The 16,231-nt window shown below is 73.1% G+C and carries 13 protein-coding genes; 3 read left to right on the top strand and 10 right to left on the bottom strand.

Features of this window, described 5'->3' with window-relative positions:
• The first annotated feature begins 170 nt into the window (after positions 1 to 170).
• On the top strand, positions 171 to 1,178 hold the full coding sequence (locus tag BKA21_RS16020; protein ID WP_140459940.1) for a LacI family DNA-binding transcriptional regulator: 1,008 nt from the start codon (positions 171 to 173) through the stop codon (positions 1,176 to 1,178).
• 21 nt (positions 1,179 to 1,199) lie between these two features.
• Here BKA21_RS16020 and BKA21_RS16015 read toward each other — a convergent pair whose 3' ends face one another.
• Genes BKA21_RS16015 through BKA21_RS16005 form a run of 3 tightly spaced genes read right to left on the bottom strand, consistent with a single transcriptional unit; the run spans position 1,200 to position 4,863 of the window.
• Positions 1,200 to 2,189 (bottom strand): carbohydrate ABC transporter permease, encoded by a 990-nt coding sequence (locus tag BKA21_RS16015; RefSeq protein ID WP_140459939.1) that lies wholly within the window; start codon positions 2,187 to 2,189, stop codon positions 1,200 to 1,202.
• Positions 2,186 to 3,205 carry an ABC transporter permease gene (locus BKA21_RS16010; RefSeq protein ID WP_140459938.1) on the bottom strand — a complete coding sequence of 340 codons (1,020 nt, stop codon included), beginning with the start codon at positions 3,203 to 3,205 and terminating at the stop codon, positions 2,186 to 2,188. The genes BKA21_RS16015 and BKA21_RS16010 overlap by 4 nt, the downstream gene beginning before the upstream one ends.
• Complete coding sequence (locus BKA21_RS16005; protein WP_140459937.1) at positions 3,205 to 4,863, bottom strand: extracellular solute-binding protein; 1,659 nt, start codon at positions 4,861 to 4,863, stop codon at positions 3,205 to 3,207. The genes BKA21_RS16010 and BKA21_RS16005 overlap by 1 nt, the downstream gene beginning before the upstream one ends.
• A gap of 413 nt (positions 4,864 to 5,276) precedes the next feature.
• On the opposite strand from BKA21_RS16005, the gene BKA21_RS16000 reads away from it, so the two are divergent.
• On the top strand, positions 5,277 to 8,183 hold the full coding sequence (locus BKA21_RS16000) for a glycoside hydrolase family 3 C-terminal domain-containing protein (protein ID WP_239072940.1): 2,907 nt from the start codon (positions 5,277 to 5,279) through the stop codon (positions 8,181 to 8,183).
• Positions 8,184 to 8,237: 54 nt separating this feature from the next.
• On the opposite strand, the gene BKA21_RS15995 is transcribed toward BKA21_RS16000, so the two are convergent.
• Positions 8,238 to 9,467 carry an N-acetylglucosamine-6-phosphate deacetylase gene (locus BKA21_RS15995; RefSeq protein ID WP_140459992.1) on the bottom strand — a complete coding sequence of 410 codons (1,230 nt, stop codon included), beginning with the start codon at positions 9,465 to 9,467 and terminating at the stop codon, positions 8,238 to 8,240.
• A gap of 289 nt (positions 9,468 to 9,756) precedes the next feature.
• Between BKA21_RS15995 and BKA21_RS15990 the strand changes: the two genes are divergently transcribed.
• On the top strand, positions 9,757 to 10,362 hold the full coding sequence (locus BKA21_RS15990) for a hypothetical protein (RefSeq protein ID WP_170209076.1): 606 nt from the start codon (positions 9,757 to 9,759) through the stop codon (positions 10,360 to 10,362).
• A gap of 178 nt (positions 10,363 to 10,540) precedes the next feature.
• Here the strand turns inward: BKA21_RS15990 and nucS are convergent, their stop codons facing one another.
• The 6 genes from nucS to atpA form a co-directional block, all read right to left on the bottom strand.
• Positions 10,541 to 11,236, bottom strand: a complete 696-nt coding sequence (gene nucS, locus BKA21_RS15985; RefSeq protein ID WP_140459933.1) for an endonuclease NucS — start codon at positions 11,234 to 11,236, stop codon at positions 10,541 to 10,543.
• Positions 11,237 to 11,308: 72 nt separating this feature from the next.
• Complete coding sequence (locus BKA21_RS15980) at positions 11,309 to 11,749, bottom strand: DUF2550 family protein (RefSeq protein WP_140459932.1); 441 nt, start codon at positions 11,747 to 11,749, stop codon at positions 11,309 to 11,311.
• Between the two features lie 27 nt (positions 11,750 to 11,776).
• Positions 11,777 to 12,058, bottom strand: a complete 282-nt coding sequence (locus BKA21_RS15975) for a F0F1 ATP synthase subunit epsilon (protein ID WP_140459931.1) — start codon at positions 12,056 to 12,058, stop codon at positions 11,777 to 11,779.
• Between the two features lie 41 nt (positions 12,059 to 12,099).
• Positions 12,100 to 13,581, bottom strand: coding sequence for a F0F1 ATP synthase subunit beta (gene atpD / locus BKA21_RS15970; protein WP_140459930.1), 1,482 nt, complete (start codon positions 13,579 to 13,581; stop codon positions 12,100 to 12,102).
• Between the two features lie 68 nt (positions 13,582 to 13,649).
• Positions 13,650 to 14,546, bottom strand: a complete 897-nt coding sequence (locus tag BKA21_RS15965; RefSeq protein ID WP_140459929.1) for a F0F1 ATP synthase subunit gamma — start codon at positions 14,544 to 14,546, stop codon at positions 13,650 to 13,652.
• Between the two features lie 2 nt (positions 14,547 to 14,548).
• A complete protein-coding gene (gene atpA / locus BKA21_RS15960) occupies positions 14,549 to 16,177 on the bottom strand; it encodes a F0F1 ATP synthase subunit alpha (RefSeq protein ID WP_140459928.1) in 1,629 nt (542 codons plus the stop codon).
• Positions 16,178 to 16,231: the final 54 nt, after the last annotated feature.

Below are 16,231 nucleotides of genomic sequence, written 5' to 3'. Positions count from 1 at the left end.
CCTCGATCGTCAACGGACACGCACCACCGCGCGGCATCACCCGTGGCGAAGCGCTTCGCCTGCAGGACCGGCCGGCCGCACCGATCGGCGCCCGCGGCACGACGCGCGGACGCTAGGGTGGGCGTCGGCGGCGGGTCGCCGCAGACCGGCCGCGACACGAACGGAGCACCGTGGCCACCACGATCGACGACGTCGCACGGGCGGCCGGGGTCTCCACCTCGACCGTGTCGTACGTCCTGTCCGGCAAGCGCCCCATCTCCGCACCGACCCGCCAGCGGGTCGAGCGCGCGATCCGCGACCTCGGGTACCGGCCGCACGCCGGCGCCCGTGCGCTCGCCTCGGCCCGCACGCACGTGCTCGGACTCATGGCGCCGCTGCGGGTCGACGTCAACGTCAACGTCATCATGCAGTTCGTGACCGGCGTGGTCACCGCAGCGCGCAGCTACGACCACGACGTGCTCCTGCTCACCGCCGACGAGACCGCCGGGCTGGAGCGGGTCGCCAGCGGGTCGATGGTCGACGCGCTGGTGATGATGGACGTCGAGGCCGACGACCCGCGGGTGCCCGTCCTCGTCGGGCTGCGCCAGCCCGCCGTGCTCATCGGGCTGCCGCGCGACCCCGAGGGCCTGTCGTGCGTCGACCTGGACTTCGAGGCGGCCGGACGCCTCGCCGTCCGGCACCTCGCCCGGCTCGGGCACCGCCGCGTCGCGCTGGTCGGCTCCCCGCGGGCCGTGCTCGAACGGCACACCTCGTACGCCGAGCGCATGATGCGCGGCTTCACGGCCGAGGCGGCGGAGGCCGGGCTCGCCGCCGTCGTCGAGCCGTGCGAGTCGTCCATGGCGGGCGCCGTCGGCGCCGTCGACCGCGTGCTCGAGCGGCTGCCGGACGTCACGGGCGTCGTCGTGCACAACGAGGTCGCGCTGCCGTGGGTCGTCGCCACGTTCGCCGACCGCGGCCGGCACGTGCCCGAGGACGTGTCGGTCGTGGCCGTGTGCCCGCCCGACGTCGCCGTCGGGCAGCCCCTGCCCCTCACGGGCGTGGACATCCCCGCCCACGCGATCGGCCGCGTGGCCGTCGAGATGGCCATGGCCCGGGTGGGGCACGACGAGCCGGCCGAGACCCGCCTGCTGGCCCCCGTGCTCGTCGAGCGGGCGAGCACCCGCCCCGCGCTGCGCTGACCCGCCCGGCCGCACCGCGCCTCAGCCCTTGATGGCGCCGAAGATGACGCCCTTGGTGAAGTGCCGCTGCACGAACGGGTACACGACGAGGATGGGCACGATGGCCAGCACCATGACCGCCATCTTGATCGGCAGGCCCGTGACCGCGCCGCTCGCGACGTCGACCTGACCCACCCCGCTGCCCGGCAGGGTCACGCCCTGCAGGACGTAGGAGCGCAGCACCAGCTGCAGCGGCCACTTCGCGTTGTCGTTGATGTACAGGATCGCGTTGAAGAACGCGTTCCAGTACCCGACGCCGTAGAACAGCGCCACGACCGCGGTCACGGCCCGCGACATCGGCAGCACGATGGCCCCGAGGATCCGCCAGTCGCCCGCGCCGTCGATGCGCGCCGCGTCGAGGATCGCGTTGTCGATACCCATGAAGAAGTTCCGCAGGATGAGCACGTTGAAGGCCGAGACCGCCCCGGGCAGGATCAGCGCCCAGTACGAGTTGATCAGACCCAGGCCGCTCACCAGCAGGTACGTCGGGATCATCCCGGCGCCGAAGAACATGGTGATGAGGAAGACGAACAGGATCGGCCGGTGCCACAGGGACGACGGGCGCGAGAGCCCGAACGCCGCGAGGACCGAGACCACGGTCGACAGCAGCGTGCCCACGGCCGTGACGCCCGTGCTGACGAGGGCGGCACGCGTCACGATGCCGCCCGAGAGGATCTGCCGGTACGCGTTGAGCGTCAGCTCCCCGGGGACCGTCACCAGACCACCCACGCGGATCGTCTCCGCCTGCGTCGACAGGCTGGTCACGATCACGGTCCACAGCGGGAACACGACCGCCAGGACGACGCCCGCGAGGACCACGAACTTCACGACCGCGCCGACCCTGCTCGGCGGCTCCTCCCACGCCGGGCGGTGCCGCGAGCGCCGACGACGCGGCAGGCGCGCCACGCCCGGCGCCAGGTCGCGCGGGACGAGCGCGACGTCGCTGCTGATCTCCGGTGCCTGTCCGCTCATGACTTCTGGTACACCCCCGACTCGCCGAACACGTGGGCGAGCTTGTTGGCGCCGAGCACCAGCAGCAGGCTCACCACACCCTTGACCAGCCCCGCGGCTGCCGCGAAGCTCCAGTCGCCGTAGATGACGCCCTGGTAGTACACGAACGTGTCGATGACCTCGGCCACGTCGGACCCGACCGCGCCGCGCTGCAGGATGAGCTGCTCGAACCCGACGGTCAGGGCGTCGCCCAGGCGCAGGATGAGCAGCAGGATGATCACCGGGCGCAGCGCCGGCAGCGTCACGTGCCACATGCGGCGCCAGCGGCCGGCGCCGTCGCACGCGGCCGCCTCGTACTGCTCGGGCGGCACGGTCGACAGCGCGGCGAGGAAGATGATGATCCCCCAGCCGGCGTCCTTCCAGACGGACTGCATGGTGATCAGCACCAGGAACGTGTCGGGGTTGGTCATCAGGTCGAAGCCCGCGCCCATCCCGGCGTCGCGCAACGTCTGGTTGACCAGTCCAGCGCCACCGAAGATCTGCTGGAAGATCGTCACCACCAGCACCCACGAGAAGAAGTGCGGCAGGTACACGATCGACTGGATCGTCGTGCGGATCCGCGGCGTCACGACGCTGTTGAGCAGCAGCGCGAGGATGATCGGCACCGGGAAGAAGAACACCAGCTGGAACGCCGTGATGACGAGGGTGTTCTCGACCGAGTCGAGGAACAGCGGGTTGCTGAACACCCGCTCGAAGTTCGCCCACCCGATGAACGGGCTGTTCACGAACCCCGTGTACGGCGAGTACTGCTGCCACGCGATGACGTTGCCCAGCATGGGCACGTACGCGAAGACGGCCAGGAGCACCACCGCCGGGAGGACCATCACCAGCAGCGCGCCGTCGCGACGCAGCCGGGCGGCGAACGAGACCTTGCGCACCGGGATCTTGCCCCGGGCCGAGGGGGCGGGCGCACCCGCCCCCTCGGCGACGGGGTCAGGGACCTCGCCGCGACGACGCACGACCTGACCGATGCTCATCACTGCGCGTCCAGGATCTCCTGGTAGAACGTCCGCAGCTCCTCGCCGCCGGAGCTGCGCCACGTCTCGACCGCGGCGTCGAGGTCGTCCAGGCTCTTGCGACCGCGCGAGATGTCCTTCTCGAGGTCGACGAACGGCTGGCCGATCGACGCGAACTGCGCGGGCTCGACGATCTGCTGGGCGTAGAACAGCGGCTCCTGCAGGTACTCCGCGGCCGTGGTCTGCCACTCCGAGGACGCGCGCACGAAGCCGGGGTACTGCACCCGGGTGTTCGCGATCGGCGGGTCCACGAGGAAGATGTACGTCGGCTGCAGCTCGGTGGCCGCGAGCTCGGTGGGCACGGGCAGACCGTCGTCGTCACGCGTGAAGTGCACGCCCTCGACGCCGTTGTTGATGACGTCGAACTCCGTGGTGCCGAAGGGCGCCGCGAGCACGTTGGCGATCGCCAGCAGCTCGGTGATCCGGGCCTCGTCGTCGGTCTTCTTCAGGAACGAGAAGATGTTCGCCGGGTTGCCCTTCCACAGCACCGGCGTGCCGCCGTCGGCCGCGAACGGCTCGAACGGCTGCTGCCAGTAGTCGGGGTTGCTCGCCAGGTTGTCGCGCAGGGCCTCGTGCCAGGCACCGAGCCCGTCGTTCATGATGAGCGAGGCGCCGGACTGGAAGCGCGTCTTGGCCTCGCCCGACTGGTCGGCGACCGCGTCGGGGTGCACGGCACCGCTGGCGAACAGCTCCGCGTTCCACGCGAGCGCGGCGCGGTACTGCTCGGTCTCGACCCGGTGCACCAGGCGGTCGCCGTCCAGGAGCCACTTCGGGGGCACGCCGTGGATGATCGCGGAGGTGTTCCACAGGTCCTCCGCGCCCCAGCGGTTGCCGCCGGTGAGCTCGACGGCGAGGTCGAGCAGGTCCTGGGCGGAGCGGACGTCCGGCGTGATGCCGAGCTCGTCCAGGACGTCCTTGCGGTAGAAGATCGCGTCGGTGATGACCTCGCCGGGGAACGGCAGGCCGTACAGGCGCCCGCCGAAGACGCAGAACTTCCACGCGTCGGTCGGGATGTTCGCGAGGTTCGGGTACGCGGCGATCTTGTCGCCGCCGAGGTGGTCCGTGAGGTCCTGGAAGATGTTGGGGACGATCTCGGAGCCGAAGCGCGGCGGGATGTTCCACGACGGGACGCTCACCCAGTCCGGGACGTCGCGCGCCGAGGCCAGCACCGTCGCGAGCTTGTCGCCGTAGACGTTGCCGTCGGTGATCTGGAACGTGATCGTCGAGCCGAGCAGGCCGTTGACGGCCTCGTAGTACTGGTTGCCGTCCGTCGGCGGGATGGTGCCCCACAGCGGTGTCATGGCCGTGAACTCGGTCCCGCTGCCGGGGGGCTCGGGCACCGACTGGACGAGCTCGGCCGGGATCGTCTCGAAGCCGGGCGTCGAGCCGTTGACGCTCGGGAAGTCGGGCTCGACGTAGTCGACGGGGATGTACGACGGCAGGATGCCGGCGCCGATCGTGGCGCCCGGCGTGGACACGGAGACGGCCTCGCCGGTCCCGCAGGCCGTCAGCAGCGACGGCACGCCCGCGACGGCGGCTCCGGCGGCGACCATGCCGAGGAACGAGCGACGTCGTACCTGCACGTCGCCGATCCGGTGGGTGGATGTGGTGGTGTTCATCAGCGCCCTTCACTCCCTCGTGGTGCGGACGTGCTGCTCGGACCTGCGTGCTGGTCGGGCGTGCGGCGCGCCCTGCGCGGGTCCGCCCGGTGGTCGTGCTCGTGGCCGCGGGCCGGGCGGCCCTCGGTCGCTGCTGCCGGCCCGGGGTCCTCGGCGACCCGGCGTCCGGCGCGTGCCGCCCCGGCGAACGACGGTGATCGACGGCGATCACAGTCGAAGCGGTTCGACGCGGGTGAATCTAGGACACGGGACAGGTGTGAGGCAAGCCACGTCTCAGGCGGGACGCGTCCTTGCCAGACGCACCGATCTGGTCCACCATGGCGGCCCGAGGCGCCCTGGGCGCCACCCGACGCCCGGCTGTGATCGTCGAAACGGTTCGACCAGACGACGACCGAACACCCTGCAGGAGCACCGTGGTCGACGACGACCGAGCACGACCCGCCACCCCGAGCCCCCTCCTCGTCGAGGACCGCGCCCCGTACCTCGACCCCGGCCTGCCGGTCGAGCAGCGCGCCCGTGACCTGCTCGGCCGGCTGACCCGCACCGAGAAGGTCGCGCTCCTGCACCAGCACTCCCCGGCCGTCGAGCGGCTCGGGCTCGCCCCGTTCCACACCGGCGCGGAGGCCCTGCACGGCGTCGCCTGGCTCGGCACCGCGACCGTCTTCCCCCAGCCCGTCGGCCTCGCCTGCACCTGGGACGCGGACCTCGTCCGCCGCGTCGGCGAGGTCGTCGGCACCGAGGTCCGCGCCAAGCACGCCGCCGACCCCAGCGTCTCGCTCAACGTGTGGGCCCCCGTCGTCAACCCGCTGCGCCACCCCGCGTGGGGCCGGCACGAGGAAGGGTGGTCGCAGGACCCGCACGTCACCGCGTGGCTGGCGACCGCCTACGCCCGCGGGCTGCGCGGCGACCACCCCGTGTACTGGCGGACCGTGCCCACGCTCAAGCACTACCTGGCCTACGGCAACGAGACCGACCGGGCCGTCACCAGCTCGCAGCTGCGACCCCGCGTGCTGCACGAGTACGAGCTGCCCGCCTACCTGCACCCGGCCGCCGCCGGGGTCGTGGGCGCGGTCATGCCGTCGTACAACCTCGTCAACGGCCGCCCCAACCACGTGGCCGGCGAGCTGCTCGACCTGCTCCAGACGCACGCCGCGCACCCGCTGCTCGTCGTGTCCGACGCCGCCGCGCCCGGCAACGTCGTGACGTTCGAGCGGTACTACGACGACCACGTGGAGTCGCACGCCGCGATGCTGCGCGCCGGCATCGACTCGTTCACCGACAACGACGCCGACGCCCGCCCCACCGTCGAACGGGTCACGGCCGCGCTCGAGCGCGGGCTCCTCGACGAGGACGTGGTGGACCGCGCCGTGCTGCGCCAGCTCGAGCTGCGGCTGCGCACCGGCGAGCTGGACCCCGGGCGCGACCCGTGGGTCGTGGGGCCCGACGCGATCGACCTGCCCGCGCACCGCGCGCTCGCCCGCGAGTCCGTCGCCCGCTCGGTCGTCGTGCTGGAGAACGACGGTGTCCTGCCCCTGGCGCCCGACGCCGTCGTCGCCGTGGTCGGGCCGCACGCCGACCGCGTGCTGCACGACTGGTACTCCGGCACGCCCCCGTACCTCACGGGCCTCGCGACCGCGCTGCGCGACCGGGTCGGGGCTGCGCACGTGCGGGCGGCCGACGGCGCCACGCGCGTGACGCTGACCTGCACGACCACCGGTGGCACGGTCCGGGCCCTGCCCGACGGGACCCTCGTCGCCGACGGGTCCGCGGGTCACGACACCTCCCTCGTCGACGTCACCGACTGGGGCGACGGCCTGCTCACGCTGCGGCAGGTCGCCACCGACCTGCTGTGGAGCGGTGCCGGATGGGTCGTGCGCGCCGACGCCCGCCGCGTCGGCGGCTGGGTCGCCCAGGAGTCGTTCCGCACCCACCGGCACGCCGACGGCACCTGGTCGGTGCAGCACGTCGGGACCGGCCGCTGGGTACGCGTGCAGCACGACACCCAGGGCACGCTCGTCGCCGAGGCCCACACTCCCGACTCCGCCGCACGCTTCACCCTGGACATCGTGCGCAGCGGGTCGCAGGCGGTCGCACAGGCCGTCGCCGACGCCGACGTCGTGCTCGTCACCGCCGGCAACGACCCGCACCTGCACGGGCGCGAGACCGAGGACCGCCCGCACCTGGACCTGCCCGCGAGCCAGCTCGCGCTGTGGCGCTCCGCCGCCGCCGGCCCCGCCCGGCCCGTGCTCGTCGTCGTCTCGTCCTACCCCTACGTGCTCCCCGACGACCTCGGCGCCGCCGCCGTGGTGTGGACGTCGCACGGCGGGCAGGAGCTCGGGCCCGGCCTCGTCGACGTGCTCACCGGGGACGTCGAGCCGACCGGCCGCCTCGCGCACCCCTGGCCCGCCGACGCCTCGCAGGCCGGGGACCTCCTGGACTACGACGTCATCGCCGCCCGGACGACCGACTGGTACACCCCGGCACCGCCGCGGTACGGGCTCGGGCACGGGCTCACCTACGGCGACGTGCGGTGCACCTCGCTCACCGTGGACGCCGGCGGCGCCGCGGCCGGCGTCCAGGACGCCGCACCCGGCGACCCGACCGCGCCCGCCGGACCGGCGCTCGCGGCGCACCTCCGGCTCACCAACACCGGCACCCGCACCGCGCACGAGCTCGTGCAGGTGTACGTCGACGCCCCCGGGCACCGGCTGCCGTACCCGCACCGGCTGGTGGCCCACACCCGCACGACGCTGGCGCCGGGCCAGGACGCCGAGGTCACGCTCACCGTGCCGGTGCGCGAGCTCGCCGTGCGGGACGTGACCCGCGACCTGTGGGTCGTCGAGCCGGGCGAGTACGTGCTCAGCACCGGCCCGTCGAGCGCGCACGCCACCCACCGGGCCGTCGTCCACCTCGACGGCCCCGCCGTGCCGCCGCGCGAGCTGCTCGGCCGCCGCGTGCCCGCCGCGTCCTTCGACACCGCGACCGGCATCGACCTCGTCGACCGCACCCGCACCGCGGGAGACGCCGTCCAGGTGCGCCGCGGCGCCGACCACGGTGCGCTCGTCCTGCGCGACTGCCGCACCGCCGGGGCCCGCACGCTCACGCTCGACGTGGCACGCACCGCGCCCGGACCCGCGTCCGTCGAGGTGCGCGACGCCACGACGGACGCGCTGCTCGGCGCCGTCGACGTCCCCGACGGCGGCAGCCGCTACGACTGGCACGAGCGGACCGTCGCACTCGTGGGCCCGGTCGGCGACGTCGTCGACCTGCGCGTCACCCTGCGCGGGGCCGCCCGGCTCGCGAGCGTGCGCGCCGACTGAGACGGACCGTCCGGGCCGGTGCGGGCCGGGCGCGCGGGTCGTGCGGCACGGGCCTCAGGGCCGACCGACGACCCACGCGCCGGTCCGCATCACCGCCACAGGCTCCAGCGTGGCCGTCGTCACCAGGACGTCCGCGCGACGGCCCGCGACCAGCGCACCGAGGTCCGCACGCCCCAGCACCGTCGCCGGAGTCGTCGACGCCGACCGCACCGCGTCCACGAGCGGCACACCGGCGTCCACCACGCACCGGACCACGTCGAGCAGGTGCGCCACCCCGCCCGCGATCGCGCCCGCCGACCCGTCCTCGCCGACCAGCCGCGCCACGCCGTCCGCCACCCGCACGGCGAGCGGACCCAGCCGGTAGTCGCCGTCCGGCATGCCGGCCGCGGCCATCGCGTCCGTGACGAGCACGACCGCGTCGGCCCCCACGAGCTCCATCACCGTGCGGACCGTCGCGGGCGCCAGGTGCGTGCCGTCGGCGACGAGCTCCACGACGAGCCGCCCTGCCGCCGCCGCCGCGAGGCAGGCCGCCACCGGACCGGGGTCACGGTGGTGGAGGGGCCGCATCCCGTTGAACAGGTGCGTCGCCGTCGGGCGGCCCGACCGTGCGGACCCGGTGGTCGCCAGCAGGTCGAACGCACGGTCCGCGGCCCGCTCGGTGACCTCCGCGCTCGCGTCCGTGTGCCCCAGCGACGGCAGCGCCCCCACCTCGGCGAGCGCGCGCAGCACGTCGTCTTCCCCCGCGCCCGCGACACCCGGCACCTCAGGGGCCACCGTCATCGTCACCAGGTGCCCCCGCGCCGCCCGGGCCACCTCGCGCACCAGGCCCGGGTCGCCGGGGACCATGTCGTGCGGGTTCTGCGCGCCGCAGCGCGCGGCCGACAGGAACGGCCCCTCCAGGTGCACGCCCACGAGGTGCCCGGCGTCGACCGCGTCGGCGAGGAGCGCCGTCCGGGCGAGCAGCACGTCGCGGGGTGCGGTCACCAGCGACGCGACCAGGCTCGTCGTGCCGTGCGCCAGGTGCTCGCGCGCACCCGTCGTGACCTCCTCCATCGTCGTGGCGTCCGGGAAGCTCGCACCGCCGCCGCCGTGGCAGTGCAGGTCGACGAGCCCGGGCAGGACGAGCGTGCCGGCCGGTGGGGTCGGGGGCAGCAGGTCGGTGTCGAGCAGCCCCGACGGCCCGACCCACACGACGACGCCGTCCGCGACCGCGACGACCCCGTCGGCGATCACGCCCGTGGGGAGCACGACCGCGCCCCGCACCAGCTCGGCGCCCGCCGGCAGCCGGGGCCCGCCGGAACCGGCCGGCGGGCGGGTCGGGGACGACGGGACGGGGACGCTGCGCTCGGGGCCGGTCACGCCGCCATCCTCCCCCACGGCCCCCCGCGGCACCGGCGTTCGACGCACGCAGGGACACCCGCTCCCGCATCCCGGGCCCAGCGGTGGTGAACGGTCAGGAGCAGGGGTGACCGCGCCCCACGGTCTCGGCCGCCGACGGCGCGCTCACATCGGCGCCCCGGCTGTCGATGAGCATGACGGCACACCGGCACCGGCGTGGGAGGAGAGGCGGGGCATGGAGGGGATCGCTGCCGTCCAGGCACGGGTCGCCGCGATCCAGGGCACCATGGCCCAGCTCGCCCCCGCCCGGGTCGCCGCTCCTGCGACCGCCGCCACGAGCACGAGTGCGCCCGCGGCGACCGGTGCCGACTTCGCCGCCGCGCTCACGCAGGCCGTGGACGCGACGGCGCTGCCCACCGTCGACGGGTTCACCCCCGAGCAGGTCGCCAACGCGGCCGCCGTCGTCGAGGCCGGACGCGGCATGGGCCTCTCGCTGCGGGACCAGGCCATCGGGGTCATGACCGCGATCGGCGAGTCGTCGCTGCGCGTCGTCGACCACGGCGACGCCGCCGGGCCCGACAGCCGCGGCCTGTTCCAGCAGCGCGACAACGGCGCGTGGGGCACCTACGCCGACCGGATGGATCCCACGCGCAGCGCCCAGAGCTTCTACCGCGTGCTCGCCACCGTCGACGGGCGCGACCGGATGGAGCCGACGATCGTCGCCCACACGGTGCAGCGCAACGCCGACCCCCAGCACTACGCCCGCTCGTGGGACGCGGCCGTCCGGCTCGTCGCGCGGATCACGGGGAGCACGCCCGCCCAGGTCACCGCTGCACGCTGACGCCCGCCCGGGTACGGCTCCGAGCAGGCGCCCCGCCGCCGAGGGGGGAGGCCGACGTCAGTCGGTGCGGCGAGGCACCTGCCGGTCCGGCGACGTCGCTCAGTCGCCGTCGGACGTCCTCACGCTAGGTGCGCCGTCCACGAGCGCGGGTAGGACCGAGGTCCCGGTCGCGAGCGCGTCAGAACAGCCGGGAGTCGACGTCGTCCACGCCGCGCATCGCGTCGTAGTCGAGGACCAGGCAACCGATCCCCCGGTCGGTGGCCAGCACGCGCGCCTGGGGGCGGATCTCCTGCGCCGCGAACACCCCGCGCACCGGCGCCAGGTGCGGGTCACGGTTGAGCAGCTCGAGGTACCGGGTCAGCTGCTCGACGCCGTCGATGTCGCCACGCCGCTTGATCTCGACGGCGACCGTGCCGCCGTCGGGCGACTTCGCCAGGATGTCCACGGGGCCGATCGCCGTGGGGTACTCCCGCCGGACCAGCGTGTGGCCCGAGCCGAGCAGCGCGATCTGCGCCGCCAGGAGCTCCTGCAGGTGCGCCTCCACGCCGTCCTTGACGAGCCCCGGGTCCACGCCCAGGTCGTGCGTCGACTCGTGGTGGACCGTGAACAGGTCGATCACCAGGCGGTCGTCGGACTTGGCGTGCTGCACCGTCCACACCGCCGTGACGCCGGCCGCGACCTTGTCGGCGTCGGGCTCGCCGACCACCAGCGAGCACGGCGGGCTCATCCAGTTCAGCGGCTTGTACGAGCCGCCGTCGGAGTGCAGGAGCACCGAGCCGTCCGCCTTGACGACGAGCAGCCGGACGGCGCGGGGCAGGTGGGCCGACAGGCGCCCGGTGTAGCGGGCGGCGCAGTCGGCGACGACGAGACGCAACAGGACCTCACGACGACGAGACGGGACGGGCGACGGACCCGCCGTGGCGGGGCGTGCCCCGGGGACGACGGGTCAGATGACGGTGCCCACGCGCGAGGGCGTGGCCTCGATCCACGACGTGAAGCCCGCGTACGCGTCGTCCGACATGTGCAGGTGGACCGACCGGACCCCCCGGCGCACGTCCCGCACCTCGCAGTGCACGACGACCGCCTGGACGGAGCCGTCCGCCGAGGGCAGCCGCCGCCGCTCCAGGACGCGGATGCCCGCCCGTGCCCATGTCGACGCGGGCCGCGGGACGAGCGAGGCACGACGCCACCAGTACAGGGACGTGGCCCCGTACTGCGCGACGCCCCGGGCCCACGGCCCGTCGGCGCCGTCCGCGACCGCGCACGAGAAGGAGCCCACCCGGTGGGACAGCGCGCGCGTGCGCGACGCCCACAGGGCCACCAGGAGCAGCAGTCCGAGCAGCGCCACGCCGGCCGTGACGACGATCGGGAGCCACGTGCCGGTCATCGACCCCCCGCCCCGCCCGACGCCGCGTCAGTGACCCGCGCGGCCGGGGTCGGCCGTCGCGGCGTCGACGACGACCGTGACCTGGTCGTCGTCGACGGACAGGAACCCGCCGTCGACCCGCCAGCTCAGCGTCGCGCCGCCGCCCGCGGGCTCGACCCGGACGCTGCCGGGGCGCAGCACCGACAGGATCGGCGTGTGGCCGGCCAGGATGCCGATGTCACCGTCGGCCGCGGGCGCCGACACCAGCCTCGCGGCGCCGGACCAGACCTTGCCGTCCGCCGCCACGAGGTCCACCTCGAGCTGTGCCACATGTCCTCCTGAAGAGCCGGTTCCGGGGTCGTACGGCGTCGTCAGACGCCGTACTCCTTCTGGATCCGCGCCCAGTTGCGCTCGAGGTCCTCGAGACCGCCGATGTTGAAGAACGCCTGCTCGGAGATGTGGTCGAACTCGCCGTCCGCGATCTTCTCGAACGCCTCGACCGTCTCGGACACCGGCACCGTCGAGCCGACGACACCCGTGAACTTCTCGGCCATGTACGTGTTCTGCGAGAGGAACTGCTGGATGCGGCGCGCACGCGCGACGATCGTCTTGTCCTCCTCGCTGAGCTCGTCGACACCGAGGATCGCGATGATGTCCTGGAGCTCCTTGTTGCGCTGCAGGATCGACTTCACGCGCGTGGCGACGTCGTAGTGCTTCTGGCCCACGTACCGCGGGTCCAGGATGCGGCTGGTCGAGGCCAGCGGGTCGACCGCGGGGTACAGACCGCGCGAGGCGATCTCACGGCTGAGCTCCGTCGTCGCGTCGAGGTGCGCGAACGTCGTGGCCGGGGCCGGGTCGGTGTAGTCGTCGGCGGGCACGTAGATGGCCTGGAGCGACGTGATCGAGTGGCCGCGCGTGGACGTGATGCGCTCCTGGAGCAGACCCATCTCGTCCGCGAGGTTGGGCTGGTAGCCCACCGCGGAGGGCATGCGGCCCAGCAGCGTCGACACCTCGGAGCCCGCCTGCGTGAAGCGGAAGATGTTGTCGATGAACAGCAGCACGTCCTGCTTCTGCACGTCGCGGAAGTACTCCGCCATCGTCAGCGCCGACAGGGCCACGCGCAGACGCGTGCCCGGCGGCTCGTCCATCTGGCCGAAGACGAGCGCCGTCTTGTCGAAGACGCCGGCCTCCTCCATCTCGACGATGAGGTCGTTGCCCTCACGCGTGCGCTCACCGACACCGGCGAACACCGACACACCGCCGTGGTCCTGCGCGACGCGCTGGATCATCTCCTGGATGAGGACGGTCTTGCCGACGCCGGCACCGCCGAACAGGCCGATCTTCCCGCCCTGCACGTACGGCGTGAGCAGGTCGATGACCTTGATGCCCGTCTCGAACATCTGCGTCTTCGACTCGAGCTGGTCGAAGGCCGGGGGCTTGCGGTGGATCGGCCAGCGCTCGGTGATCTCGAGGGTCTCGCCCTCGGCCAGGTTGAGCACGTTGCCGGTCACGTCGAAGACGTGGCCCTTGGTCACGTCGCCGACGGGCACCGAGATCGCGGCGCCCGTGTCGGTCACGACCGCCCCGCGCACGAGGCCGTCGGTGGGCTTGAGCGCGATCGCACGGACCAGCGAGTCGCCCAGGTGCTGGGCGACCTCGAGCGTCATCGTGAACGACTTCTCGCCCTCGCCCTGCGACGACAGGTCGATGTCGACGGTCAGCGCGTTGTAGATCTCGGGGATCTGGTCCGGCGGGAACTCGATGTCCACGACGGGCCCGATGACCCGCGCGACCCGACCGACGCCGGGCGTGCCGGCGGCGGCGGCCGTCGCGTCGACGGTGGTGGCGGTCATGTCTGCCTCGCTTCGCTCGGCCGGGCGGGTCCGTGCCCGGCTGGGTGGTCGTGCGGTCGGTGTCGGGGTCAGGAGGCGGCGAGCGCGTCGGCGCCCGACACGATCTCGCTGATCTCCTGGGTGATCTCGCTCTGACGCGCCTGGTTGGCCAGTCGCGTGTAGGTGCGGATGAGGTCCTCGGCGTTCTCCGTGGCCGTGTGCATCGCCCGCTGGCGCGCGGCCAGCTCGGACGCGGCAGCCTGCAGCAGGTTCGCGTAGATCCGGGTGCGCACGTACCGCGGCAGGAGCGCGTCGAGCACCTCCTCGGGTCCGGGCTCGAACTCGTACAGCGGGAGCGCCTCGTGCTCGTCGACGGCGGCGACGCCCTCGACGACCTCGAGCGGGAGCATCCGCACGACGCGCGGGCGCTGCGTCACCATGTTGACGAACTGCGTGAAGACGATGTGCAGCTCACCCACGCCGCCCTCGTCCGCCGGGGCCTGGAAGGCCTCGAGCAGGCTCTCGGCGATCTCGTCGGCGACCTCGGGGGTCGGCGCGTCGGAGAAGCCCGACCACTGCCCCGCCAGCTCGCGCCGGCGGAACGTGTAGTAGGCCACGGCCCGGCGGCCCGAGACGTAGAGGGCGACCTGCTTGCCCTCCCCCTCGAGCCGCTGGACCAGACGCTCGGTCTCCCGGATGACGCTCGCGGAGTACGCGCCCGCCATGCCGCGGTCCGACGCGATGAGCAGCACGGCGACGCGGTTCGTGTCCTCGCGCTCGACGAGGAACGGGTGCCGCACGTCCGAGTGGGTCGCGACGGCCGAGACGGCACGGGTGATCGCCCGGGCGTACGGCGCGGCCATGGCCACCCGGTCGCGGGCGCGCCCGATGCGGGACGCCGCGATGAGCTCCTGCGCACGGAACATCTTCTTGAGCGACTGGGTGCTCTTGATCCGCTGCTTGTAGACGCGCTGCTGACCGGCCATGCTCAGGCCCTCTTCTGGCGGACGATCTGCTCCTGCTCGACCTCGACCGCGGCGTCCTCCTCGGCAGCGCCGACCAGCGGCGTCCCGTCGAACTTGAGGAAGCCCAGGCGGAACTCGTCGATCGCCGCGCTGAGCGCGTCGACCGTCGAGTCCTCGAGCTTGCCGGTGGACGCGATGGTCGCCAGCACCTCGGTGTTGCGGCGCAGGTGGTCCAGCAGCTCGGTCTCGAAGCGACGCACGTCCTCGATCGGGACGTCGTCGAGCTTGCCCTTGGTGCCGGCCCAGATGGACGCGACCTGGTCCTCGACCGGGTACGGGGAGTACTGGCCCTGCTTGAGCAGCTCCATGAGGCGGGCACCACGCGTCAGCTGCGCGCGCGAGGCCGCGTCGAGGTCCGACGCGAACATCGCGAACGCCTCGAGCGAGCGGTACTGCGCCAGGTCCAGCTTCAACGTGCCGGAGACCTGCTTCATCGCCTTGACCTGGGCCGCACCACCGACGCGGGACACCGAGATGCCGACGTCGACGGCCGGGCGCTGGTCCGCGTTGAACAGGTCCGACTGGAGGAAGATCTGCCCGTCGGTGATGGAGATGACGTTGGTGGGGATGTACGCCGAGACGTCGTTCGCCTTGGTCTCGATGACGGGCAGACCCGTCATCGAGCCCGCGCCGAGCTCGTCGGACAGCTTGGCGCAACGCTCCAGCAGGCGGGAGTGCAGGTAGAACACGTCACCGGGGTACGCCTCGCGGCCCGGCGGGCGGCGCAGCAGCAGCGACACGGCACGGTACGCCTCAGCCTGCTTGGACAGGTCGTCGAAGACGATGAGGACGTGCTTGCCCTGGTACATCCAGTGCTGGCCGATGGCCGAGCCGGTGTAGGGCGCGAGGTACTTGAAGCCGGCCGGGTCCGAGGCGGGAGCCGCGACGATCGTCGTGTACTCCAGCGCGCCGGCCTCCTCGAGCGCGCCACGGACCGCGGCGATGGTCGAGCCCTTCTGGCCGATCGCGACGTAGATGCAGCGGACCTGCTTGGTCGGGTCGCCCGTCTCCCAGTTGGCCTTCTGGTTGATGATCGTGTCGATCGCGATGGCCGTCTTGCCGGTCTGACGGTCGCCGATGATCAGCTGACGCTGGCCACGGCCGATCGGGATCATCGAGTCGATGGCCTTCAGGCCGGTCTGGAGCGGCTCGTGGACCGACTTGCGGGCCATGACGCCGGGCGCCTGGAGCTCGAGGGCGCGGCGGGCGTCGGTCTCGACCTCGCCCAGCCCGTCGATCGGGTGGCCGAGCGGGTCGACGACGCGCCCGAGGTAGCCGTCACCGACGGCGACCGAGAGCACCTCGCCGGTGCGGCGGACCTCCTGGCCCTCCTCGATGCCGGTGAACTCGCCGAGCACGACGACGCCGATCTCGCGGACGTCGAGGTTCAGCGCCAGGCCCAGCGTGCCGTCCTCGAACTGCAGCAGCTCGTTCGCCATCGCCCCGGGCAGGCCCTCGACCTGGGCGATGCCGTCGCCGGCGAGCGTCACGCGTCCGACCTCTTCGGTCGCGGCGCCCTTCGGCTCGTACGTCTTCACGAAGCTGTCCAGCGCGGCCCGGATGTCCTCCGGCCGGATCGTCAGCTCAGCCATGGGTTCTCCTCATCTGACGCACGCGTCACGCGTGCGGTGTGTCGTGGTCCGGTG

The organism is Cellulomonas oligotrophica, assembly GCF_013409875.1.
GTDB classification, from domain to species: Bacteria; Actinomycetota; Actinomycetes; order Actinomycetales; family Cellulomonadaceae; genus Cellulomonas; species Cellulomonas oligotrophica.
Note: the sequence above shows the minus strand (reverse complement) of the source record. Positions and strands in the feature narration are given on the sequence as shown.